This window comes from Streptococcus mitis (assembly GCF_003942795.1).
Classification (GTDB): Bacteria; Bacillota; Bacilli; order Lactobacillales; family Streptococcaceae; genus Streptococcus; species Streptococcus mitis_BJ.
Window position 1 is genome coordinate 28,190 of record NZ_RJNY01000007.1, and the last position, 22,952, is coordinate 51,141.

General features: G+C 42.2%; 22 protein-coding genes. 3 read left to right on the plus strand and 19 right to left on the minus strand.

The genetic code is table 11. The features are described 5' to 3' along the window. The 9 genes from wecB to D8847_RS04515 all read right to left on the minus strand — a co-directional run bounded on the left by wecB (position 1) and on the right by D8847_RS04515 (position 8,003). Entirely contained in the window at positions 1-1,149 is a 1,149-nt protein-coding gene (gene wecB, locus D8847_RS04475) for a non-hydrolyzing UDP-N-acetylglucosamine 2-epimerase (protein ID WP_125840753.1), read from the minus strand. A 429-nt stretch (positions 1,150-1,578) separates the two neighbouring features. Then, on the minus strand, positions 1,579-2,088 hold the full coding sequence (locus D8847_RS04480; RefSeq protein ID WP_125840754.1) for a GNAT family N-acetyltransferase: 510 nt from the start codon (positions 2,086-2,088) through the stop codon (positions 1,579-1,581). A 244-nt stretch (positions 2,089-2,332) separates the two neighbouring features. Next, the gene (gene rpsR, locus D8847_RS04485) at positions 2,333-2,572 is read right to left on the minus strand and encodes a 30S ribosomal protein S18 (RefSeq protein ID WP_000068664.1); all 240 of its coding nucleotides are present in this window, start codon (positions 2,570-2,572) and stop codon (positions 2,333-2,335) included. 31 nt (positions 2,573-2,603) lie between these two features. Further along, positions 2,604-3,074, minus strand: coding sequence for a single-stranded DNA-binding protein SsbA (gene ssbA / locus D8847_RS04490; protein ID WP_125840755.1), 471 nt, complete (start codon positions 3,072-3,074; stop codon positions 2,604-2,606). Positions 3,075-3,085: 11 nt separating this feature from the next. Then, positions 3,086-3,376: a 30S ribosomal protein S6 gene (gene rpsF, locus D8847_RS04495; protein ID WP_125840756.1), complete on the minus strand. Its 291-nt coding sequence runs from the start codon at positions 3,374-3,376 to the stop codon at positions 3,086-3,088. Between the two features lie 135 nt (positions 3,377-3,511). Continuing rightward, positions 3,512-4,717 carry an MFS transporter gene (locus tag D8847_RS04500; RefSeq protein WP_125840757.1) on the minus strand — a complete coding sequence of 402 codons (1,206 nt, stop codon included), beginning with the start codon at positions 4,715-4,717 and terminating at the stop codon, positions 3,512-3,514. A gap of 125 nt (positions 4,718-4,842) precedes the next feature. After that, positions 4,843-6,186, minus strand: coding sequence for an asparagine--tRNA ligase (gene asnS, locus D8847_RS04505; RefSeq protein ID WP_125840758.1), 1,344 nt, complete (start codon positions 6,184-6,186; stop codon positions 4,843-4,845). A 152-nt stretch (positions 6,187-6,338) separates the two neighbouring features. Further along, positions 6,339-7,517, minus strand: coding sequence for a pyridoxal phosphate-dependent aminotransferase (locus D8847_RS04510; protein WP_125840759.1), 1,179 nt, complete (start codon positions 7,515-7,517; stop codon positions 6,339-6,341). A gap of 9 nt (positions 7,518-7,526) precedes the next feature. Then, the gene (locus D8847_RS04515; protein ID WP_000776858.1) at positions 7,527-8,003 is read right to left on the minus strand and encodes a DUF5590 domain-containing protein; all 477 of its coding nucleotides are present in this window, start codon (positions 8,001-8,003) and stop codon (positions 7,527-7,529) included. Positions 8,004-8,121: 118 nt separating this feature from the next. Between D8847_RS04515 and D8847_RS04520 the strand changes: the two genes are divergently transcribed. After that, a complete protein-coding gene (locus D8847_RS04520; protein WP_125840760.1) occupies positions 8,122-8,568 on the plus strand; it encodes a MarR family winged helix-turn-helix transcriptional regulator in 447 nt (148 codons plus the stop codon). 91 nt (positions 8,569-8,659) lie between these two features. Continuing rightward, the gene (locus D8847_RS04525) at positions 8,660-9,208 is read left to right on the plus strand and encodes an NADPH-dependent FMN reductase (RefSeq protein WP_125840761.1); all 549 of its coding nucleotides are present in this window, start codon (positions 8,660-8,662) and stop codon (positions 9,206-9,208) included. Between the two features lie 31 nt (positions 9,209-9,239). Here the strand turns inward: D8847_RS04525 and yaaA are convergent, their stop codons facing one another. The 4 genes from yaaA to D8847_RS04545 form a co-directional block, all read right to left on the minus strand. Next, positions 9,240-9,968, minus strand: coding sequence for a peroxide stress protein YaaA (gene yaaA, locus D8847_RS04530; protein WP_125840762.1), 729 nt, complete (start codon positions 9,966-9,968; stop codon positions 9,240-9,242). Positions 9,969-10,044: 76 nt separating this feature from the next. Further along, positions 10,045-11,640 (minus strand): hypothetical protein, encoded by a 1,596-nt coding sequence (locus D8847_RS04535; RefSeq protein WP_125840763.1) that lies wholly within the window; start codon positions 11,638-11,640, stop codon positions 10,045-10,047. A gap of 11 nt (positions 11,641-11,651) precedes the next feature. Then, a complete protein-coding gene (locus tag D8847_RS04540; RefSeq protein WP_049478990.1) occupies positions 11,652-12,062 on the minus strand; it encodes a peptide deformylase in 411 nt (136 codons plus the stop codon). Between the two features lie 104 nt (positions 12,063-12,166). After that, positions 12,167-14,863 (minus strand): cation-translocating P-type ATPase, encoded by a 2,697-nt coding sequence (locus D8847_RS04545; RefSeq protein WP_125840764.1) that lies wholly within the window; start codon positions 14,861-14,863, stop codon positions 12,167-12,169. A 307-nt stretch (positions 14,864-15,170) separates the two neighbouring features. Here D8847_RS04545 and D8847_RS04550 point away from each other — a divergent pair, with 307 nt between their 5' ends. After that, positions 15,171-16,358, plus strand: coding sequence for a cation diffusion facilitator family transporter (locus tag D8847_RS04550; protein WP_125840765.1), 1,188 nt, complete (start codon positions 15,171-15,173; stop codon positions 16,356-16,358). Positions 16,359-16,395: 37 nt separating this feature from the next. Here the strand turns inward: D8847_RS04550 and D8847_RS04555 are convergent, their stop codons facing one another. The 6 genes from D8847_RS04555 to glmM form a co-directional block, all read right to left on the minus strand. Then, positions 16,396-18,267, minus strand: a complete 1,872-nt coding sequence (locus D8847_RS04555) for an ABC-F family ATP-binding cassette domain-containing protein (protein WP_125840766.1) — start codon at positions 18,265-18,267, stop codon at positions 16,396-16,398. Next, a complete protein-coding gene (locus D8847_RS04560) occupies positions 18,264-19,463 on the minus strand; it encodes a CCA tRNA nucleotidyltransferase (protein WP_125840767.1) in 1,200 nt (399 codons plus the stop codon). The genes D8847_RS04555 and D8847_RS04560 overlap by 4 nt, the downstream gene beginning before the upstream one ends. Then, positions 19,460-20,227 (minus strand): 4-hydroxy-tetrahydrodipicolinate reductase, encoded by a 768-nt coding sequence (dapB, locus tag D8847_RS04565; protein WP_125840768.1) that lies wholly within the window; start codon positions 20,225-20,227, stop codon positions 19,460-19,462. The genes D8847_RS04560 and dapB overlap by 4 nt, the downstream gene beginning before the upstream one ends. 50 nt (positions 20,228-20,277) lie before the next feature. After that, positions 20,278-21,126, minus strand: a complete 849-nt coding sequence (locus tag D8847_RS04570) for a DegV family protein (RefSeq protein ID WP_125840769.1) — start codon at positions 21,124-21,126, stop codon at positions 20,278-20,280. Between the two features lie 2 nt (positions 21,127-21,128). Continuing rightward, positions 21,129-21,503, minus strand: coding sequence for a DUF1149 family protein (locus tag D8847_RS04575; protein WP_084933486.1), 375 nt, complete (start codon positions 21,501-21,503; stop codon positions 21,129-21,131). Positions 21,504-21,576: 73 nt separating this feature from the next. Continuing rightward, on the minus strand, positions 21,577-22,929 hold the full coding sequence (glmM, locus tag D8847_RS04580; protein WP_125840797.1) for a phosphoglucosamine mutase: 1,353 nt from the start codon (positions 22,927-22,929) through the stop codon (positions 21,577-21,579). Positions 22,930-22,952 lie beyond the last annotated feature (23 nt).

Genomic DNA, 22,952 nt, shown 5'->3' on the forward strand with positions numbered 1-22,952 from the left:
TTATTTTCCCCCTTTGAATTCAGATACAGAAGTCGCTGCCCCAAAGTACTGTTGAATGGATTGTACGATTCGTTCAGAAGCTCTTCCATCTCCATAAGGATTTGGTGCCTGAGACATTTGTCCATAAAGAGTTTCATCTGTTAAGAGTGCTGCCATCGCTTCTTTCACACGTACTGGATCCGTACCAACTAGCTTCAAAGTACCTGCTCTTACTCCTTCTGGACGTTCCGTCGTGTCACGAAGGACAAGGACAGGTTTGCCCAGAGAAGGCGCCTCTTCCTGAACACCACCAGAGTCGGTCATGATAAAATAGCTTCTTGAAGCCAAATTATGAAAATCAAGTACATCTAAAGGCTCAATCAAGTGAATACGATCGTGACCGGCTAAGATATCTTTTGCTGCTTCTTGCACAGCAGGGCTAAGGTGAACAGGATAAACAACTTCAATTTCCTGATGAAGATCGACCATCTCACGTAAAGCTGTAAAGACATTTCTCATTGGTTGACCTTGATTTTCACGACGATGCATGGTTACCAATACAAGTTTCTTATCTGGATCCAATTGATCTAGAACTTCATGATAGTAATCCGATTGAACGGTTAGTTTCAAGGCATCAATGGCTGTATTTCCCGTAATGACAATAGCAGACTCAGGATGATTTTCCTTAAGAAGATTTTCTTTACTCTCACTAGTTGGAGCAAAATAAAGATCCGCAAGGTTATCTGTCATCTGACGATTCATTTCTTCTGGGAAAGGAGAATACTTATCAAAAGTCCTTAAACCAGCTTCAACGTGGCCGATTCGTACCTGATTATAGAAAGCAACTAAACTTGCTGCAAAAGTTGTCGTTGTGTCTCCGTGAACAAGAATCATATCTGGAAGTTCTTGCTTAACAATTGGATCAAACTTTTCTAAAATTTTTCCAGTAATATCTAAAAGGGATTGATTTTGCCCCATAATATCCAAGTCATAATGCGGCTTGATGCTAAACGTTTCAAGAACTTGATCTAGCATTTGACGGTGCTGAGCTGTCACAACTGTAATCGTCTCAATACTATCACTATGTTTTTGCAATTCTAACACTAAAGGGGCCATTTTAATAGCTTCTGGTCGTGTTCCAAAAACAACCATCACTTTCAATTTCTTCATTATGGTATCCTTCTACTATAATAAAATTTGACACATCAGATTAATCTTTATATCGAATTATTGCGCAAATCAATTAATTTGACCATCTTAACTATTTTACCGTCTATTAATTTATATGTCAAATTTTTCAAAGTATATTATTACATTTAATTTAATTTTAAATAATCGTAATATTTTTGTAATGATATAATTTACACTGTGTAAACCTTCCATCTTAAACTTTTATTAAAATTTTTTTGAGCGAAGTATTTTTAAAACATTACAAAACTTACTATTATCTAAATATTTATTTTTTCTTAATAATTCAGATAATTATATTTTAGCGTTTCATAGAATGTATCTCGTTTTCTAATACGAAAAAATCCCTATCTAATGAAAAAGGAATTTACGACTTCTTGCTATTTTATAGTTAAACCTTAAAAACCTATCTTAAATCAAATCTTTTGACAGATACAAAACAAGGTCACCGATATCTTCACAAGTAGCATCCATAGCCGGTCTGTGATTTTGATACCAGACGCCCGAACCATCTGGAATATAATCTCGTTTGATATACAATCTCTGGGCAGGTCCATACCCTGAATGGAGCCCAACACCAAGGGTCACCTTATCTGATATAAGCTTAACCCGTTTTTCCGCTTCTTCCATCAAGAGATTTCCAATGCCTTGATTTTGAAAGGGTCCAAAGACATTGAAATCTGAGAGTTCTGGATAGATTTCTGCAAAAGGCCCCTGCTTAGCGTAGGGCAAAATTGTGATATAGCCCGCTAAAGCACCCTTAACCTCTGCAACTAAGACTTCTCTCTCCCCACATTCTTGTTCAAGAAAATATCTAGCCAAAATTTCTTCTCTACCCGGCCAACATTGATTGATAAAACCTTGGGATAGTTCTTTAACATCAGATGTTTGCATTGTTCTAATCAGACACGTTGTTTCCATAAGGTACTCCTTAAAAGCCTTCTCCCACTATTATAGCACGATAATAGAGATAAAGAGGAAAAGAAAGATCTAGCAAACTAAAAATAGAATCCTACTAGGCCCCAAAATATCTGCTTTTGATTGTTCACAGTAAGAATCTTAATTCGCTTTCTTGTTTTCGAGCTCATGAAAAAGAGGTCCACTGGACCCAACTCGCTCTCTCATTTCTATGCTCGTGAAAAAAAGACCCGTAAGGGTCTTTTCTTTAATCTTCGTTTACGAAAGGCATCAAAGCCATTACGCGAGCGCGTTTGATAGCTGTTGTTACTTTACGTTGGTTTTTAGCTGAAGTTCCTGTTACACGACGTGGAAGGATTTTCCCACGTTCTGAAACGAAACGGCTAAGAAGCTCAGTATCTTTGTAATCAACATATTCAATTTTGTTTGCTGCGATGTAATCAACTTTTTTACGGCGTTTGAATCCGCCACGACGTTGTTGAGCCATGTTTTTTCTCCTTTATAGTATTAATTGTCCATTAGAATGGTAAATCATCATCTGAAATGTCCAATGGATTGGTTGCTCCAAATGGATTTTCAGAACGTGAAAAGTCTGGTACTGGGTTTGCAGGTGCTGATTGGCCAGCAGTTGGTGCAGAATAAGCTCCACCTGAATGTCCTTCACGCACTCCGCGGCTTTCCAACATTTGGAAATTCTCAGCCACGACTTCTGTTACGTAGACACGTTGTCCTTGCTGGTTATCGTAACTACGAGTCTGGATACGGCCTGTGATCCCGATAAGAGAGCCTTTTTTAGCCCAGTTAGCAAGATTTTCAGCCTGTTGACGCCACATAACGACATTGATAAAATCAGCCTCACGTTCGCCATTTTGACTCTTAAATGTACGGTTTACTGCAAGAGTAAAAGTCGCAACTGCTACATTTGATGAGGTATAACGCAACTCAGCGTCACGCGTCATACGCCCTACAAGTACAACATTGTTAATCATAATCTACCTTCTTACGCGTCAAGTTTGACGATCATGTGACGAAGAATGTCAGCGTTGATTTTTGAAAGACGGTCAAACTCTTTAAGAGCTACGTCATCGTTTACTTCAACGTTAACGATGTGGTAAAGTCCTTCACGGAAATCTTGGATTTCGTATGCAAGACGACGTTTTTCCCAATCTTTTGATTCAACAACAGTTGCACCGTTGTCAGTCAAAATAGAGTCAAAACGTGCTACCAAAGCGTTTTTCGCTTCTTCTTCAATGTTTGGACGAATGATATAAAGAATTTCGTATTTAGCCATTGATATGTTCCTCCTTTTGGTCTAATGACCCCCAGCCTTTGCAAGGGGTAAGTGAGGTTCGCTCACAATAAACCATTATACTAGAAAAACTGACAGATAGCAAGTAAAAAAGATAAAAGTGAAAAAATAACTTTATTACTTAGAAATAACATCCTCTTTAAGTTCCAAAGCTCTGGCCATCTCTTTCAAAATGAAAAATAGCAAAAAGCTGGCTAGAACTAAAACGAGCCCTAAGTAAAGGAAGGCTACTACAAATCCTAGATAGTCAATCAACCATCCCGTCAGAGGAAAAATGATAATCATGCTTAGGCTGAACATCATAGAGTAGACACTTAGCATGGTTGCCCGTACCTCACTTGGGAGTCGCTTTTGTAAATCATTATCAAAAATCGGCTGAAAGAGAGCATATAAGGCGTTACCTATCAAATAAACCAAAATATAAATCAGCGGCGTACCAAAGTAGGAAAGCAAATAAGTTCCTCCCGTCAAGAGTACAAGAATGGGAAAGAGTTTTAAGGCTGAATACTTCTTTCCAATCTTACTTGCTAGATAAACTGCCCAGATATTCAAAACACTGCCCATCAACATGACCATCGAAATCTGCCACCCTTCTAAGTCAGGAAGTTGATTTTGATAGTAAAAATAAAACATGCACATCAGTGTCCCGATGATTTGGGAAAGAATCATCCAACTAAAAAGACTGGGGTTTCTCCGCAACTCCTCTTTGACAGTCCAGATTATTTTTTTCATCGTCAGACGCTCAGATTTTTGCGCTTTAACACTAGGCTCTTTTAGCATCCAAGTTAGGAAAAGAACGATTATCGAAGTAGCAATCATGATATAGTAGGTCAAGTGCAATTGACCATGGACAAAAAATCCCGCTAAAACGGTCCCCAAAGACCGAGTCCCTTCTGCTACTCCTGACATAAAACTGGAGATGGACAAGTAGCGCTCTTTTAATCCAGCCTCCACGGCCGAATCATAAACCATGGCTGCACTCGTCCCCGAATCAAAATTATAAGACAAGGCACTCACCACCATAGCGAGTGCGTAAATCCAAAAATTACCTTGCCCTAGTAACATAAGAATCGACGACGCAATCCCAGCGATTCGACTTAAATACAGATTGGTTTTATAGGAATAGCGGTCAGCTAACATTCCAGAGGGAATTTCACAAATGACACTGGTGGCATGAAAAATACTTTCCAATAAGCCAATCTGCCAAAGCGACATCCCGTTTTGACTGAGAAATAGAATCCAAAAGCTGGTAATGCCCAGAAAGGCAAAAAATTCCACACCAGCCATGAGACCGATATTCTTCCGGTAATTTCGTTTAAACATAGTTTCTCCTTTAACAAGTGTATTTGTATCTTTGTATTTGTCACTTGTTAAGCTGTGCTTTACATGTTCTCCACCTCTTCTTTCTTTTACTTTGAAAAAACGCCCTAAGGGCGTTTGGATTTATTTTATGGTTTGATACGGTGCAACATACGTGGGAATGGAATAGCTTCACGGATGTGTTTTGTACCTGCTGCGAAGGTTACCATACGCTCGATACCGATACCAAATCCTCCGTGTGGAACTGTACCGTATTTACGAAGGTCAAGGTAGAATTCGTATTCTGTACGATCCATACCAAGTTCTTCCATCTTCGCGACAAGGGCGTCGTAGTCTTCCTCACGCATAGAACCACCGATGATTTCTCCATAACCTTCTGGTGCAAGCAAATCTGCACAAAGCACACGATCTGGGTTACCAGGAACTGGTTTCATGTAGAAGGCCTTGATGGCTGCTGGGTAGTTCATGACAAAGGTTGGTACACCAAAGTGGTTTGAAATCCATGTTTCGTGTGGTGAACCAAAGTCATCCCCATGCTCAAGATGCTCGTAGTCAGCATCTTCATCATTCTCATGCTCTTGCAAGAGGTCAATGGCTTGATCGTAAGTGATGCGTTTGAATGGCTCTGCAATGTAGCGTTTCAAAAGATCTGTATCACGTTCCAAGGTTTCCAAGGCTTGGGGAGCACGGTCAAGTACACCTTGAAGAAGGGCTTTTACGTAAGCTTCTTGCAAGTCGAGTGACTCATCGTGTGTCAGGTATGAGTACTCCGCATCCATCATCCAGAACTCAGTCAAGTGACGGCGCGTTTTTGATTTTTCAGCACGGAATACTGGACCAAAGTCAAAGACACGGCCAAGAGCCATAGCCCCTGCTTCTAGGTAAAGCTGACCTGATTGACTCAAGTAGGCTGGTGTTCCAAAGTAGTCTGTTTCAAAGAGTTCTGTTGAATCTTCTGCTGCGTTTCCTGAAAGAATTGGGCTATCAAACTTCATGAATCCGTTCTTATCAAAGAACTCATAAGTTGCATAGATGATAGCGTTACGGATTTGCATCACAGCCACTTGCTTACGAGATCGTAGCCACAAGTGACGGTTGTCCATTAAGAAATCGGTTCCGTGTTCTTTTGGTGTGATAGGGTAGTCTTGAGATTCACCAATCACTTCGATGTCTGTAATATCCAACTCATAGCCAAACTTAGAACGTTCGTCTTCTTTGACAATCCCTGTCACATAAACAGACGTTTCTTGGCTCAAGTGTTTGATCGTTTCAAATTTTTCAAGACCTACCTCTTCACCAAATTTTTCAATAAAGTTTGGTTTGAAGGCGACTCCTTGGAAAAAGGCTGTTCCGTCACGCAATTGCAAGAAGGCAATTTTCCCTTTTCCTGATTTATTGGCAACCCAGGCTCCGATGGTCACTTCTTGACCAACGTAGTCTTTTACTTCGATGATTGTTACACGTTTTGTCATAATCTATCTTCCTTTTTTCGTTTAACTTGTCCGAAGACATCATTACCCACTATTTTACCATAAATAGACTACGATAGCTAGGTTCGACTAGAGAAAATTCGCGAGATTTTCGTTACAAAAAATCTTCGCCAAAAAGGCGAAGATTTTGAGTTTTATTTTTCCATAAACTGATGCAAACGGCGAATAGCTTCTTTCAAAGTATCCAAGTCTGTGGCATAGCTGAGACGAACATTTTCTGGTGCTCCAAATCCAGCTCCTGTAATCAAGGCAAGGCCGACTTCTTCGAGGATAGCCGTTGTAAACTCTGTCACATCAGTATAACCTTTCATCTCCATCGCTTTTTTAACATTTGGGAAGAGATAGAAGGCTCCCTGGGGCTTGACAACTTCAAATCCTGGCACTTGGCACAAGAGAGGATAAATAGTGTTCAAACGTTCCTCAAAAGCCTGGCGCATGATTTCGACAGAGTCTTGTGGCCCAGTTAGGGCTTCAATGGTAGCATATTGAGATACGGCAGTCAGGTTAGAGGTTGTTTGTCCTGTTAGTTTGCTCATGGCAGCGATAATCTCAGGATTTCCCACAGCATAACCTACTCGCCAACCAGTCATGGCATAGGCCTTAGATACACCGTTAATCACGATGGTTTGCTTGCGAATGGCTTCTGACAGACTAGAGATTGGAACAAACTCATTCCCGTTATAAACCAAACGACCATAAATATCATCTGCTAGGATAAGGACATCATGCGTAACAGCCCAATTTCCGATAGCCATGAGTTCCTCACGAGAGTAAATCATACCAGTCGGATTCGATGGTGAATTGAGAACCAAGACCTTGGTCTTAGCTGTTCGCGCTGCTTCTAGCTGCTCTACTGTTACTTTAAAGTGATTGTCTTCCTTGGCCTGGACAAAGACTGGCACACCTTCTGCCATCTTGACCTGGTCTCCATAGCTGACCCAGTATGGTGTAGGAATGATGACCTCATCACCTGGATTGACCACAGCCATAAAGAAGGTGTAGAGAGAGAACTTGGCACCAGTGGCAAAGGTAACCTCGTTAGCCGCTACGGAATACCCATAGTGGCGTTCAAAATAGGTATTAACCGCCGCTTTTAACTCTGGTAGGCCTGAAGTAACTGTATAAAAGGAAGCTCGTCCATCTCGAATCGCTTCTATCGCTGCATCCTGAATGTTTTCAGGAGTATGAAAATCAGGCTGTCCCAAGGTTAAGAAAAGAACATCTTTTCCCTGAGCTTTTAATGCTTTGGCTCTTGCATCACTGGCTAGAGTGACGCTTTCTTCCATTTCTAGTACACGTTTGGATAGTTTCATATGCCCTCCTTATTGGATCACTGCTCCTGTTTCAAAGTCGACCAGATAGTACTGATTTCCTGACTTGACTTCCCAAATCGGCTTGTCCTGATAGCGACCAAAAGTAATCTTGTCAATGTCGCTAGCTCCTTTTTCCCTCGAAATCGTCGCTGCCTTGTCTTGAGAAATCCCCTTATCAAGCTGATAAACATAAATCTTGTGGTCATTCTTTTCAATCAGTACGGCAATGGCCTCTTGCTTTTTATTATGTCCCAGAACACTGTAATAGCCTTCTAGTCCATTATAAAAATCAACCTGATCTGCCTGTTCCAATTCTGCATACTGCTTGGCTAGTTTTTCTCCCTCAACCCTAGCATCTTGATAGGGTTTCATGCTGAGTGATATCAGATAAAGGAAGGAAGTGGTCATGACTAGTACTACCAGAGCAATGCCGATTCCATACTGTAAAAGTAGCTTGTTTTTTGCTTTTTTCTGTCTTAGTTTCACTCGTCTATTTTACCATCTCTCCTTCTTTATTACAAGTGAAGACAGGAACATTCTAAGAATCTTTTACTATAAAATATAAGTTCTTGTTTTTCTCTCTCATTATTGATAAAATAACCTTATGAAACAATATTTGAAAAAGAAAATTTCCGATAATCAATTAGACTTAAAAACGGCTATCGTCCTCAATAAAGCCATACGGACTTTTAAACCATATGAAGCCAAGGCTGCTAAAGAACACGGGCTAACACCCACCCAATTTTCAGTTTTGGAAACCCTCTATAGCAAGGGGGAACTGCGCATTCAGGATTTGATTGAAAAAATGCTAGCCACTTCCGGAAACATGACTGTTGTCATTCGAAATATGGTTCGAGATGGGTGGATTTCTAGAACTTGCGACCCCAAGGATCGTCGATCCTTTTTCCTGAAATTAACACCTGCAGGACGCAGAAAAATCGAAGAGGTTCTTCCTGACCATATCGATTCTATCGTAGAAGCACTTAGCATCTTGGAAGATGGCGAAAAGGAAGACTTAATCCGCATTTTAAAAAAATTTAAAAATTTGTGAGCAAAATTATTGCTAATTAGTACCATTTGTTGTAACATAGATGGTGACAAAAGAGTTCGCTCTTTGAATTTTAAACTAAAGGAGACACATCATGTCCAAAAAAGTATTATTTATCGTCGGTTCACTACGCCAAGGTTCTTTCAACCACCAAATGGCCCTCGAAGCTGAGAAAGCACTTGCTGGAAAAGCGGAAGTTAGCTATCTTGATTACTCAGCTGTTCCTCTCTTCAGCCAAGATTTGGAAGTTCCAACTTATCCAGCTGTAGCTGCTGCTCGTGAAGCAGTCCTTGCTGCGGATGCTATCTGGATCTTCTCTCCAGTCTACAACTTCTCTATCCCTGGAACCGTGAAAAACTTGCTTGACTGGCTCTCTCGTGCCCTTGACTTGTCTGATACACGTGGTGCTTCTGCCCTACAAGACAAGTTTGTTACTGTCTCATCTGTAGCCAATGCCGGTCACGATCAACTCTTTGCTATTTATAAAGACCTCTTGCCATTTATCCGTACACAAGTCGTTGGTGACTTTACAGCTGCTCGTGTCAATGACTCTGCTTGGGCTGACGGAAAATTGGTGTTAGAAGAAGCAACTGCTTCATCACTTGCAAAACAAGCGGACGACCTTCTTGCAGCCATCAACTAATCCAGCAAAAACCAGCTCGAATGAGCTGGTTTTATGCTTGTTTCACAAAGACGAGTTCTAAGTCACTGGATAAATCAGGTTGGTAGTCAAAACCTGCAAAACTGAGCTGGCGAGCTTGTTCGACTGTTTGGACTTGCCCCTCTATCAAGGCGGTCAAAAAGGCGCCACGGGCTTTTTTTGAAATAGTTGAATGAATTTTCAACTGTCCTGCCTTATCCTCCATAAATTTGAAGTTCACCATCTTTTCTCTGATTTCCTTTGAAAATACGGTTTCAAACTCTGATGATAAGAGTGAAAATATCAAATCCTCATCCTCTAGGGCCTCATCATAGGCTGACTTCCAATGACTCTTTAGAGTTTTTCCAGCAACTTTTAACTTCATCAAGAAGTCCAAACGATGAGGAGCCATGGGCGACAAGGCTGAGACAACACCGTATAAAGCTGATGTTATTAAAACATGATTTTCAAGATAGGTTTGTTCAGTTTCGGTTAACCCATCTCGCTTGATGTGGCGATACATGAGACCGTCAAAGAGTTTCAAGGCTGGATAGTTCTTAGCCCTGTGATCTTTTAAAGCTTGAATATGAGCATACTCTTCCTCTGTTTTCTCGGCAGATACCTTATAAAAAGTCTCTAATTCACTAGCTGAGTAATGCGCTAGTGAGTCAAGGACTGCCTGACTTTCTTCCCTCAAAGGGAGCGCTTCAATACAAGGATGGTCTGTGTTCATTTCTTTTGCTGTTGGGATTAAAATTTTCATATTGTTAGTGTAGCATATTTTTCAATCACGACCAAGAATTTCATCTTAAAAACCTCGGTTCATACCGAGGTTTCTTTTACTTGACTTTAAAGGTCTTGAGATAATTATCCTTTCCAACTTGACCTTCGAAGGATTGGCCATTTTCGAGGTAAGGAAGATCGTCTGACACTGAGGCCTTGACCTTATAAATCTTGCCATCAACTTTGAAGAAGTAGACGGTGTCACCCTTGATAACAGCTGATTTAAGGTCTGAAACCACTCCCTTGATGTTTTCTACCGTTTCATTATCCAGCTCGAGGTCGTTTTTATTGGCATATTTGCTGAGGAGTTCATCTACTGTAGCTGCTACGATGACGTTTTGGTACTCTACTGCATCAACCAAAGCATACTCCTTGACCAAACCTGCATTGTCCTTCAATCCCATGATGTAGAGCGGTTTGTCATTGAGATTGACAAGGATAGGGAAGGTCGCCTTATAGGCTTTTTCCTGCACTGCTCCTTCTGCGGAAGCACGGGCTGATTCTTCGGTTGCTGAAGCTAGATTGTACTTGGTGATTTCACCAGTACGCATATTTTCAAGGATAAATCCTAGATTACTTTCGTCAGCGTTGGCTGAAGTCACCCCAGTGTAGAGATAAATGTCATTTCCGATAGAAAGATAGTTATAGCCTTCTGTCGTTTGGGTAACGTTTTTCTTAGAAATCAAGGCATTCCAGAAGCCGTCTTTATACTTGCCGTTATAGTTGATTTGCTGGATGGTTTCTTCTGCTGGATAGACACGATCCACCCATTCTGGTACTTCATCCAAGCTGTATTCCTTGGTTTCTCCATTGGTGGCGTCTAAGATAATAACAGACGAAGGGCGAGGAACTCCTAGACCAAACTGCTTTTGATAAACGGTTGCTACATAGAAAGGATTGCCTTCATCATCCACCTCAAAGGAGGGCGTTTTAAAAATCTTGGTTGGGTACTTGATCCGAAGATGACGTTTGACGTCTCGGTTAAAATACTCGGAGTCTGAATACTTCATTGGCGTTTTTAAATCCACCAATTCCGCATTTCCTGTCACCATATCAACCTTGATATACTCGCCAATTCCCTTGGACTGATTATTAAACCATTTGATCGGGTCGGCATACTCCAAAGGAGTTACTCGATAAGGTTTGCCATCAACCGTCAGCTGGGTATAAGTATCTGCTGCTACGTACTGGGAGACCTTATCCGTCAGAGAGCCTAGATAACGATCTCCAATCTTCTCTGCAGTGCTCCGATCTAGGATTGGAACCTTACTGGTATCACTCTTAGGAAAATCTTTAAAATCTTTTTCTGTGATAGACACCACATTAGCATAATTTTTTGCTTGGAAAAAGCTAGAGGTTACTAGGCTTACCAGACCAGCAAGGGCAAAAATGATAGCTGCAGTCAGAAACAATCCTCTACTAAGTTTGGTAAAAAGGAATCCTTCTAGATTGAGATCTTTGGTAGCCTTGCCATGGCGTAGGTGAACAGTTTTGAGGAGATTGGTATCCTTGCGGAAACTAAACAAAATCCCCATCACCACCAAATGCCCACAGAGAAAGAAGATGAATTCCCAACTAGTCAGATTGAAGGGTGGTAAAAATATATACCAGGTCGTTGCGATAAAAACAAGTTCAAATAGTATGCGTTTCATCTGAATTCCTCCTAAATAATCCGTCCTTCCAAATGATCCAGTTCATGTTGGCAGATCTGAGCTGGAAAACCTGTTAACGTAATGGTCTGTTCCTGCCACTTACTATCTCGATAGGAAACCGTAATCGTTTCATAACGAGTTGTTGATCGCACCCCAGTCAAGGACAAACACCCTTCCTCTGTCTCGTAAGGTCCTTTGTAGGAAAGGAGAATGGGGTTAAACATAACCATGGGAACCAAGCCAAGATTAAAGATAATGACACGCTTCTGCACACCAATCATATTGGCCGCTAGACCGACACAGGTCTCGCGATTAGCCAGCAGGGTATCCTGCAAATCCTTAGCCAGATAAAGGTCTTCCTGACTTGCAGGTTTCGAGACCTGCGACAAGAATAAGACATCTCGGACAATTTTCTTTTCCATTCTCTTACGCTCCTTACATCTTTACTTTATTATAGCACAAAAGGGGGCAACTTCTAGTCCTTTCCCTCAAATGCAAAAAAAGCCATCCGAAGATGACTTTCTTTTTAAATCGCGTTCTTATCAAGACCAAGTTTACGTTGAACAAACTTGACGATTTCGACGATAAGTATCATTGAGAAGCTTCCAGCTAGAACAATAGCCCATTGTGACAAGTCTAGTTTGGTTACGTGGAAGATACCTTCAAGTGGTTCTACAACGATGGTCGCCATCAGAAGGATGAAGGATACCAAGATGGACCAGTTAAAGGTCTTAGACTTGAATGGGCCAACTGTCAAGATGGATTGGTAAACAGACTTGACATTGTAGGCATGGAATAGTTGAATCAAACCAAGGGTTGCAAAGGCCATAGTAAGGGCATCCGCATGAATGGCATGATTGTCACCCACATGAACTGGGTAAGCAATTGCAAGTCCATAAACACTCATAACAATAGCTGCTTGGAGTACACCTTGATAGATGATAGAACTCAAAACACCACCTGAGAAGAAGCTTGACTTACGTCCACGAGGTTTGTGGGTCATAACACCTGGCTCAGCAGGTTCAACACCAAGAGCGATAGCTGGGAAGGTATCGGTTACCAAGTTGATCCACAAAAGATGAACTGGCTGCAAGACGTCCCAACCAAACAAGGTTGATAGGAAGATAGTTAATACTTCAGCAGTATTGGCAGAAAGTAAGTACTGAATAGTCTTTTGAATGTTTGAGAAGACCTTGCGTCCTTCTTCAACTGCGACGATAATGGTCGCAAAGTTATCATCTGCAAGAATCATGTCAGAAGCCCCCTTAGAAACCTCTGTACCAGTGATTCCCATACCGATACCGATATCGGCTGTTTTCAGAGCTGGCGCATCATTAACACCGTCACCTGTCATAGCAACAACCTTACCTTGTTTTTGCCAAGCCTTGACGATACGAACCTTGTGTTCTGGAGATACACGCGCGTAGACAGAGTATTGACCAACGACTTTTTCAAATTCTTCATCAGAAAGTTCGTTAAGCTCAGCACCAGTCAAAACATGGTCTTCCGAGTCATTTTCGTCGATAATTCCCAAACGTTTGGCAATAGCTTCTGCTGTGTCTTGGTGGTCACCAGTGATCATGATTGGACGGATTCCCGCTTCCTTAGCGACACGAACAGCTTCTGCTGCTTCGGCACGTTCAGGATCAATCATCCCAATCAAACCAGTAAAGATCAAGTTGTTTTCAAGCTCTTCAGAAATGAGGTTTTCTGGAATGCTGTCTACAATCTTATAAGCACCTGCCAGGACACGCAAGGCTTGGTGAGCCATTTCAGAGTTGTTTGTGTGAATTAAGTCATTGACTTTCTCATCAATCGAAGCAATATCACCAGCCTTATCACGAGCAACACAACGTTTCAAGAGTTGGTCAGGAGCTCCCTTGACTGCCACTAAGAATTTCCCATCTGGCAATGGGTGAACCGTTGACATGAGTTTACGATCTGAGTCAAATGGCAATTCAGCTACACGAGGATATTTTTCTAAAAATCCTTTAACATCATAGCCCTTATCCAAGGCATACTGGATAAAGGCTGTTTCGGTTGGATCCCCGATTAGGTTTCCTTCTGCATCAATCTTAGTATCATTAGCCAAAACAACTGAACGAAGAAGAGGCATTTCAAGACCTAGTTCAATGTCATCAGCTGAATCATGTAGGACTGCATCATAGAAGACTTTTTCGACGGTCATCTTGTTCATGGTAAGCGTACCAGTCTTATCAGAAGCGATGATCTCAGTTGAACCAAGTGTTTCTACTGCTGGCAACTTACGAACGATAGAGTTTCGTTTTGCCAAAACTTGAGTACCAAGGGCAAGAACGATGGTCACGATAGCTGGGAGTCCTTCTGGAATGGCTGCAACAGCAAGTGCAACAGAGGTCATCAACTCACCAAGTGGATCTTTACCTTGAATGAAGACTCCAACTACAAAAGTAACAAGGGCAATGACCAAAATAGCATAGGTCAAGACCTTAGAAAGGTTGTTCAAGTTTTGTTTGAGTGGTGTATCCGTCTCATCCGCATCTTGGAGCATGCCAGCGATATGACCAACTTCCGTGTACATACCTGTATTGACGACAACACCAAGACCACGACCATAGGTCACGTTTGAGTTTTGGAAAGCCATATTGACACGGTCACCAATACCAGCATCTGCAGCAAGTTCAACTGTCAAGTCTTTTTCGACTGGAACAGACTCACCTGTTAAGGCCGCTTCTTCGATTTTAAGTGAATTAGCTTCTAGCAAACGTAGGTCTGCTGGTACCACATCACCAGCTTCAAGGACAACGATATCTCCTGGCACCAATTCTTTGGAATCAATCTCTGCCATGTGCCCATCACGAATAACGCGAGCAGCTGGACTGGACATAGACTTGAGGGCCTCGATGGCCTCTTCCGCTTTTCCTTCTTGGTAAACACCGAAGGCTGCGTTGATGATAACAACGGCTAGGATAATGATCGCATCTGCAATATCTTCCCCACCAGAAGTTATGACAGACAAGATGGCTGCAGCCACCAAAATAATAATCATCAAATCCTTAAACTGTTCGATGAATTTGACCAAGAGAGATTTTTTCTCACCCTCTTCCAGTTCATTGCGCCCATATTCAGCAAGGCGTTTCTGCGCTTCGCTTGACGAAAGGCCTTGCTCAGTTGCTTCAACCGACTTCAAGACCTCTCCAGGACTTTGAGTATAAAACGCTTGGCGTTTTTGTTCTTTTGACATGTGTCTCCTCCTTGACATTGTGTGCAAAACAAGCTCTCTTTTGGTTTTATGACAAACAAAAAGAGACCTGTTAATCATAACAAGTCTCGCTGTTTAAGATAGGGCCGGAAGGTATACTTTGCAGTACACAATTCGGAATGACGACACTATCACAGGTTTCTGCCAGCTACTCCCTTGAGTAGTACTATTATACCAAATTTTGAAAAGTTTTCAATCATTAAAATTCGATGAAGGAGGACTAAATTTGAATTTTCCCGCAAAAACCAGTATAATGAAAGAATATTATTTATACTAAAAAGGAAGTCCAATGAATCAATCCATGTCAAATCTCAAGTTAGCTGAGCGTGGTGCCATTGTCAGTATCTCGACCTACTTACTCTTATCAGCAGCTAAGTTAGCAACTGGACATCTACTTCATTCATCCAGTTTGGTAGCGGATGGTTTCAACAACGTATCCGATATTATCGGAAATGTTGCTCTCTTGATCGGCATTCGGATGGCTCGCCATCCTGCAGACCGTGACCACCGCTTTGGACACTGGAAGATTGAAGATTTAGCTAGTTTAATCACTTCCATCATTATGTTTTACGTTGGCTTTGATGTGCTTCGGGACACCATTCAGAAAATCCTCAGTCAGGAACANACGATTATCGATCCTCTGGGAGCATTTCTAGGAATCATTTCTGCAGCGGTTATGTTTGCCGTTTATCTCTATAACACACGCCTCAGTAAGAAATCCAAATCCAAAGCTCTAAAGGCAGCAGCTAAAGATAATCTTTCCGATGCAGTCACCTCGCTTGGTACTTCCATTGCCATCCTAGCCAGCAGTTTTAATTATCCGATTGTGGATAAATTAGTCGCTATCATCATCACTTTCTTTATCTTAAAGACAGCCTATGATATCTTTATCGAATCGTCCTTCAGTCTTTCAGATGGTTTTGATGACCGGCTACTAGAAGACTACCAAAAGGCCATAATGGAAATTCCAAAGATTAGTAAGGTCAAGTCCCAAAGAGGGCGTACCTATGGTAGCAATATCTACCTTGATATCACGCTGGAGATGAATCCTGATTTATCAGTCTATGAAAGTCACGAAATTGCAGACCAGGTCGAATCCATGCTAGAAGAGCGTTTTGGAGTATTTGACACCGATGTCCATATCGAACCTGCTCCTATACCTGAAGACGAAATTTTAGACAATGTCTACAAAAAACTACTCATGCGCGAGCAATTGATTGATCAGGGAAATCAACTCGAAGAACTCTTGGCTGAGGACTTTATCTATATCCGTCAAGATGGAGAACAGATGGATAAAGAGGCTTATAAGTCTGAAAAAGAACTTAAAGCTGCGATTAAGGACATTCAGATTACCTCCATTAGTCAGAAAACCAAGCTCATTTGCTATGAGATGGACGGAATCATCCACACCAGTATCTGGCGTCGCCATGAGACTTGGCAAAATATCTTTCATCAAGAAACCAAAAAAGAAGAATAGAAAAATCCTGTCATAATGACAGGATTTTTCTATTCACCTAACCATCAAAGTCACTTAGGTACTCATAGCGGTCGTATTTTTCAAGAAGTTCTTCATTTTTCTCATCTAGCTCTTTCTGAAGCGTCGCCAGTTTGCCAAAGTCAGAGCCGTTGGCCTGCATTTCCTCTTCAATAGTAGCGATACGATTTTCCAAGGCTTCAATATCCCCTTCAATGCTTGCCCACTCCTGCTTTTCTTGGTAGGTCATACGTTTCTTGTCTTCACGGACCTTGACCACTTTCTCCTTTTCTGCCTTTTGCACTTGATTGGCCATCTCTGTTTCAAAGGCTTTTTCATCAAGGTAGTCGGTGTAATGACCAAAGAAAGGACGAATCTTGCCATCCTCAAAAGCGAGAATCTTGGTCGCTACCTTATCCAGGAAATAACGGTCGTGGCTAACTGTCAAGACAGGCCCTGCAAAACCTTGCAAGAAATTCTCTAAGACTGTTAAGGTCGCAATATCTAGGTCATTGGTCGGCTCATCCAAGAGAAGAACATTTGGTTTTTCCAAGAGCAATTTGAGGAGATAAAGGCGTTTTTTCTCTCCACCAGACAATTTCTCAATCAAGGTTCCATGCGTCGAACGTGGGAAGAGGAACTGCTCTAGCAACTCTGCAATGGAAGTCGTAGAACCACCACTGGTCTTAACCTCTTCTGCTACTTCCTGCAGGTAATTGATGACCCGTTTGCTTTCATCCAAGCCCTCAATTTGTTGAGAGAAATAGGCGATGCGAACAGTTTCCCCTCTCACAACTTGTCCTTCAGTTGGCTCAAGACTTCCTGCAATCAAGTTGAGTAGGGTTGATTTCCCAACACCGTTGTCCCCAACGATACCGATACGGTCTTTAGCTTGCACCAAGAGATTAAAATCTTGCAATATTGGCTTATTCTCATAAGCAAAGGAAACATCTTTAAACTCGATGACTTTTTTCCCAATCCGACTGGTTTCAAAGTTCATGGTCAAGTCTGCCTCAGCAACGCCGCCTGAAACTTCTTTTTTCAAGTCATGGAAACGATTGATACGAGCCTGCTGCTTGGTCGCACGCGCTTGCGGTTGCCTGCGCATCCAGGCTAATTCTTGCTTATAGAGTTGTTCTTTTTTGTGGAGCATAGCTGCGTCACGCTCATCCTGCTCTGCTTTGAGGCGAACATAGTCCTGATAATTTCCCTGATACTCGGTCAAGCCTGCTCGGTCCAACTCAAAAATCCGCGTTGATAGTGCATCTAGAAAATAGCGATCGTGGGTGATAAAGAGGACGGTTTTCTTGGAATTTTTCAAAAAAAGGGTCAGCCACTCAATGGTCGCAATGTCCAGGTGGTTGGTTGGCTCGTCCAGAAGCAAGAGGTCGTGGTTGCCAAGAAGAACTTGCGCCAACTGGACCCTTCTTCTCAGGCCACCTGACAATTCCCCAACTGGAGTTGATAAGTCCTGAATACCCAACTTGCTGAGAACCATCTTGACCTGGCTTTCAATTTCCCAAGCTTGGAGAGAATCCATTTCGGCAATGACACGTTCCAAACGAGCCTGCTTATCCTCACTGTAGTTGAGCATGATCAATTCATACTCACGAATGAGCTGAATTTCCTTGAGGTCGCTGGAAAGAACCGTATCCAAGACCGTCTTGCTATCATCAAAGTCTGGATTCTGGGTCAAGTAACCAATCTGATAATCATTCTTAGCTGAAAAGGGGCTGACGTCCCCATCAAAGCCAGAAGTGCCAGAAAAGACGTCCAAAAGGGTTGTCTTACCCGTTCCATTAACACCAATCAGACCAATTCTATCCAAATCATGGATAATAAAGGAAATATCTTTAAAAACGGTCTTATCACCAACGGATTTGCTTAGTTTTTCAACGATAAAATCACTCATTTTTTCTCCCTCAGGTAAGCATGGATTGCTTGACGATCATTTTCCAACTCTCCATCGACAATGGCAAACTCAATCTCTGTTAAAATCTCTCCCAAGTCTGGTCCTGGCTGGTAACCATATTCCTTAATCAGAACTCCTCCGTTAATCTGGATTTCTTTCTTATCATGAATGGTCAAACTCTGGTAAGTTTCTGTGATGGCTTGTGGGTTGACTTCTTTCCCTTGAGCCTGACGAAGACTTTCAGCTTGTAGAAGGGAATCCAAGTCAAAGCGGTAACAATCGCGCTTGCTCAGCTCTCCTTCTTCTCGCAAAGCCAAAATAGTCAGCAAATCCTGTACTTGCTTGGCAAACTGGCGTGAGGTTTTCCAAGCTTTCAAAAATGGCTGTGCATCTTTAATCTCCAAAGCCCACAAGAGGGCCGCCCAGGCTTGTTCAGATGATTCAAAAGTGAAATCAGTCTCCAAAACAAACAGTCTGTTGAGCTTGTCCTGGCTTCCTGCCATGTCTGGAAGATAGTCATAAGCTCGACTCTCAATCATGGAAGACAGACCAACTCGCCAAAAAGGAGCCAGCAAGAGTTTATCAAACTCAACAAATGTACGCTCTACAGAAATTTTTTCCAAGAGTGGCGTCAAAGTCTTCATCGCCACAAAAGTTTCTGACTCAAGTTTAAAACCAAGACTGGCCTGAAAACGAAAACCACGCATAATACGCAAAGCATCTTCGTTGAAACGTTCACTAGCCACTCCAACTGCTCGCAGGACTTGGTTTTTCAAATCTTCTAAACCATGGAACAAGTCAATGATTTCGCCTGTCTCATCCAAGGCAAAGGCATTAACTGTGAAATCACGACGTTTGAGGTCTTCTTCTAGCGAACGCACAAAGGAAACCGCACTGGGTCTACGATAGTCCACATAGACATCTTCAGTTCGAAAGGTCGTTACCTCATACTCCTCATCCCCATCTAAAACTAAGACAGTTCCGTGCTCAATTCCAATATCGGCTGTTCGCGGAAAAATCTGCTTGGTCTCCTCTGGATAGGAAGAAGTCGCGATATCCACATCATGGATAGGACGATTGAGGAGGGCATCTCGAACAGATCCCCCAACAAAATAGGCTTCAAAGCCTGCTTCTTTAATTTTTTCTAATACTGGTAAAGCCTTCTGAAATTCAGAAGGCATTTGCGTTAATCTCATAATAAGTGTTCTAATCCATAGACAAGCTCATGACGCTTGACAACTTCTTTGATTCCCAAATTCACCCCTGTCATGAAGGAGCTGCGATCATAGGAGTCATGACGGAGGGTCAATCCTTCTCCCTGATTGCCAAAGATGACTTCCTGATGGGCTACCAAGCCTGGTAAACGGACCGAATGGATGCGCATGCCACCAAAGTCAGCACCGCGAGCACCCACAATCAATTCTTCCTCGTCAGGCGCACCTTGCTGGATAGACTCACGCACTTCCGCCATCAACTCAGCCGTTTTAATGGCTGTTCCGCTCGGAGCATCTTTTTTCTTGTCATGATGGAGCTCGATAATCTCCACATTTGGGAAATATTTGGCAGCCTGCGCCGCAAATTGCATAAGCAAGACAGCTCCCAAAGCAAAGTTAGGAGCAATCAAGCCACCCAAATCTTGTTCACGGGAAAATGCTTTTAGTTCTGCAATTTCGTCACTAGTGAATCCTGTTGTTCCAACTACTGGAGCAAAGCCATTTTCAAGAGCAAAGCGTGTATTTTCGTAGGCAACCGCTGGTGTAGTAAAGTCTACCCAGACATCCGCTTCAAACCCGGCTAAATCAGCCTTATCATTGAAGACAGGAATTCTCTGCCATTCTGACTCAAACTCAAAAGGATCCAAAACTGCGACCAAATCCAAGTCTGGATCAGCCAAGACCATCTGACAAGCAGCTTGGCCCATCTTTCCCTTAAAACCGGCAATAATTACTCGAATACTCATCTCTACTCCTGACTAAGATACAAAGGACGTTAGCTGCCCATAACAACAATCTAGACGATTGGCGTATAACTTAAAGCGATACTACCTTCTCCAAGGTGGGTCCCAATGACACTACCAAAGGTTTCAATTGGAATTTCAGCAGTCACACCACTCTCCATCAAAAGCTGGCGCAAATCCACTGCCTTTTGAGAAGCATTCCCATGAATGACTGTAATACGGTAGTCTCCATCTTTTGTCAACTCTTTGATGATTTCCACCAAACGTTTGGTTGCCTTCTTTTCTGTACGAACTTTTTCGTAAACCTCAATCACACCTTGGTCATTAAAGTAAAGGATAGGCTTGATACTGAGGAGATTCCCTAAGATGGCTGCCCCATTCGACAGACGTCCTCCCTTAACCAAGTGGTCTAGGTCATCTACTATGATAAAGGCTGAATTATCAGCAATTTGAATCCCCAACTTCTCCTGAATCTGGGCAAAATCATCGCCTTGTTCTGCCCATTCAAAGGCACTCTCTACCATAAATCCTAGAGGAGCACTTGTAATATGAGTGTCAGGAAAAGCAATGGTCAAACCTTCATGCTCATCCAACATGTATTGGATGTTCTGATAAAAGCCTGAAATTCCTGACGAAAGAAAGAGTCCCAAGACATGGGTATACCCCTCATCTTTCAAGGAACTAAGAATCTCATCCAATTTGGCAATACTTGGTTGACTGGTTTTAGGCAATTCTGCAGACTGAGCCATTTTTTGATAAAATTCCTCAGCTGTCAGATTGACACCTTCAACATACTCCTCTCCATCGATATTGACAGGAATATCCAGGATAAAAAGATTCTCTCTTTGCAGCGTCTTCTCCTCTAAATAGGCTGAAGAATCTGTAATGACAGCTAATTTCATGACTAAAACTCCAAATTGATCCCTGGAAGATCCAAGGCGATTTCTGTTACTTCATACGTCAAACGATTGAGCATGTTCAAACATGGACGTGCCAAGATTTCAACTTCTTCTTGGTTAAATTCGCTTGGTTCGTTGACAATACGGCCTTCCACATGGTTGACTTGGGAAATCGTTCCACTGATAACAAATTTATCAAAGACAATCATGAAACTCAAGATAACGACTAAAGAAGTCACTTGGTTTTCCTGGTCGTATTGGAGCAACTGGAAATTCACGTCTACCTTGGTTTCAGGAGCCCCATTTTCATTTTCCCATTCAAAGTTACGAGCATCAAAGTGATACTGGCTAACAAATTCTTGTTCTCGTTTAAGATTCATTTCTCTCTCCCATTGCTACAATTTACTATGCAATTGTACCACATTTTTATCATTTCATCTAGTTTTCTAGGCTTTAGTCAATACCGATCTCATCTTTAACAACAGTAGCAATCGTATCTACGTAGTAGTTAACTTCTTCTGTTGTAGGTGCCTCTGCCATAACTCGCAAGAGAGGTTCTGTTCCACTTGGGCGGACAAGGATACGACCGTTCCCTGCCATTTCTCCTTCCATCTTTTCGATGATTGTCTTAATGGCTGGTACTTCCATGGCTTTTTCTTTCATGGCATTTTCCACTCGGATATTGACCAGTTTTTGTGGGTAAATCGTCACTTCTGATGCTAGTTGAGACAAGGTTTTACCTGTTTCCCGTATAACTTTTGTTAGTTGAACGGCAGTTAACTGTCCATCACCTGTCGTATTGTAATCCATCAAGATAACGTGACCAGACTGTTCACCACCAAGGTTGTAGCCTGATTTTCTCATTTCTTCAACGACATAGCGATCACCAACAGCAGTCACTGCCTTGTTAATGCCAGCACTTTCCAAGGCCTTATGGAAACCAAGGTTAGACATAACGGTTGTTACGATAGTATTTTGGGCTAACTGGCCTTTTTCAGAAAGGTATTTCCCGATGATATACATGATCTTATCACCATCAACGATGTCGCCATTTTCATCAACGGCAATCAAGCGGTCACTGTCTCCGTCAAAGGCCAAACCAATAGCTGACTGGCTTTCTTTAACAACTTCTTGAAGAGATTCTGGGTGTGTTGAACCCACATTCAAGTTGATATTAAGACCATCTGGTGTCTCACCGATAACTGTCAACTGGGCACCAAGATCAGCGAAAATCTGACGGGCACTTGTAGACGCTGCACCGTTTGCTGTGTCCAAGGCCACTTTCATTCCCTCAAGAGGAGCTCCAGTTGAAACAAGGTAGCCTTCATACTTACGCAAACCTTCTGGATAGTCCACCAATGTTCCCAAGCCTTCCGCACTTGGACGTGGAAGAGTGTCTTCTGTAGCATCTAGCAGGGCTTCGATTTCAGCTTCTTTTTCATCATCAAGTTTGAAGCCATCCCCACCAAAGAATTTAATTCCATTATCAAGGGCTGGGTTGTGACTAGCGGAAATCATGACACCTGCACTGGCTCCCTCAGTTTTAACCAAATAAGCTACTGCTGGTGTTGCAAGGACACCAAGTTTGTAGACGTGAATCCCTACAGAGAGGAGACCTGCCGCCAAGGCAGATTCTAGCATTTCTCCTGAGATACGTGTATCGCGTCCTACAAAGACTTTAGGAGCTTCCGTTTCATGTTGACTGAGGACATAACCACCAAAACGGCCTAGTTTAAAAGCCAATTCTGGTGTCAGTTCTACGTTTGCTTCTCCACGGACTCCATCGGTCCCAAAATATTTACCCATTTTATTTATCATCCTTTTCTATT

What these genes read in the sequence shown, in the direction of transcription:
- wecB (WP_125840753.1), bottom strand. Translation starts at nt 1,149, where the DNA reads ATGAAGAAATTGAAAGTGATGGTTGTTTTTGGAACACGACCAGAAGCT.
- D8847_RS04480 (WP_125840754.1), bottom strand. Translation starts at nt 2,088, where the DNA reads ATGGAAACAACGTGTCTGATTAGAACAATGCAAACATCTGATGTTAAA.
- rpsR (WP_000068664.1), bottom strand. Translation starts at nt 2,572, where the DNA reads ATGGCTCAACAACGTCGTGGCGGATTCAAACGCCGTAAAAAAGTTGAT.
- ssbA (WP_125840755.1), bottom strand. Translation starts at nt 3,074, where the DNA reads ATGATTAACAATGTTGTACTTGTAGGGCGTATGACGCGTGACGCTGAG.
- rpsF (WP_125840756.1), bottom strand. Translation starts at nt 3,376, where the DNA reads ATGGCTAAATACGAAATTCTTTATATCATTCGTCCAAACATTGAAGAA.
- D8847_RS04500 (WP_125840757.1), bottom strand. Translation starts at nt 4,717, where the DNA reads ATGTTTAAACGAAATTACCGGAAGAATATCGGTCTCATGGCTGGTGTG.
- asnS (WP_125840758.1), bottom strand. Translation starts at nt 6,186, where the DNA reads ATGACAAAACGTGTAACAATCATCGAAGTAAAAGACTACGTTGGTCAA.
- D8847_RS04510 (WP_125840759.1), bottom strand. Translation starts at nt 7,517, where the DNA reads ATGAAACTATCCAAACGTGTACTAGAAATGGAAGAAAGCGTCACTCTA.
- D8847_RS04520 (WP_125840760.1), top strand. Translation starts at nt 8,122, where the DNA reads ATGAAACAATATTTGAAAAAGAAAATTTCCGATAATCAATTAGACTTA.
- D8847_RS04525 (WP_125840761.1), top strand. Translation starts at nt 8,660, where the DNA reads ATGTCCAAAAAAGTATTATTTATCGTCGGTTCACTACGCCAAGGTTCT.
- yaaA (WP_125840762.1), bottom strand. Translation starts at nt 9,968, where the DNA reads ATGAAAATTTTAATCCCAACAGCAAAAGAAATGAACACAGACCATCCT.
- D8847_RS04535 (WP_125840763.1), bottom strand. Translation starts at nt 11,640, where the DNA reads ATGAAACGCATACTATTTGAACTTGTTTTTATCGCAACGACCTGGTAT.
- D8847_RS04540 (WP_049478990.1), bottom strand. Translation starts at nt 12,062, where the DNA reads ATGGAAAAGAAAATTGTCCGAGATGTCTTATTCTTGTCGCAGGTCTCG.
- D8847_RS04545 (WP_125840764.1), bottom strand. Translation starts at nt 14,863, where the DNA reads ATGTCAAAAGAACAAAAACGCCAAGCGTTTTATACTCAAAGTCCTGGA.
- D8847_RS04555 (WP_125840766.1), bottom strand. Translation starts at nt 18,267, where the DNA reads ATGAGTGATTTTATCGTTGAAAAACTAAGCAAATCCGTTGGTGATAAG.
- D8847_RS04560 (WP_125840767.1), bottom strand. Translation starts at nt 19,463, where the DNA reads ATGAGATTAACGCAAATGCCTTCTGAATTTCAGAAGGCTTTACCAGTA.
- dapB (WP_125840768.1), bottom strand. Translation starts at nt 20,227, where the DNA reads ATGAGTATTCGAGTAATTATTGCCGGTTTTAAGGGAAAGATGGGCCAA.
- D8847_RS04570 (WP_125840769.1), bottom strand. Translation starts at nt 21,126, where the DNA reads ATGAAATTAGCTGTCATTACAGATTCTTCAGCCTATTTAGAGGAGAAG.
- D8847_RS04575 (WP_084933486.1), bottom strand. Translation starts at nt 21,503, where the DNA reads ATGAATCTTAAACGAGAACAAGAATTTGTTAGCCAGTATCACTTTGAT.
- glmM (WP_125840797.1), bottom strand. Translation starts at nt 22,929, where the DNA reads ATGGGTAAATATTTTGGGACCGATGGAGTCCGTGGAGAAGCAAACGTA.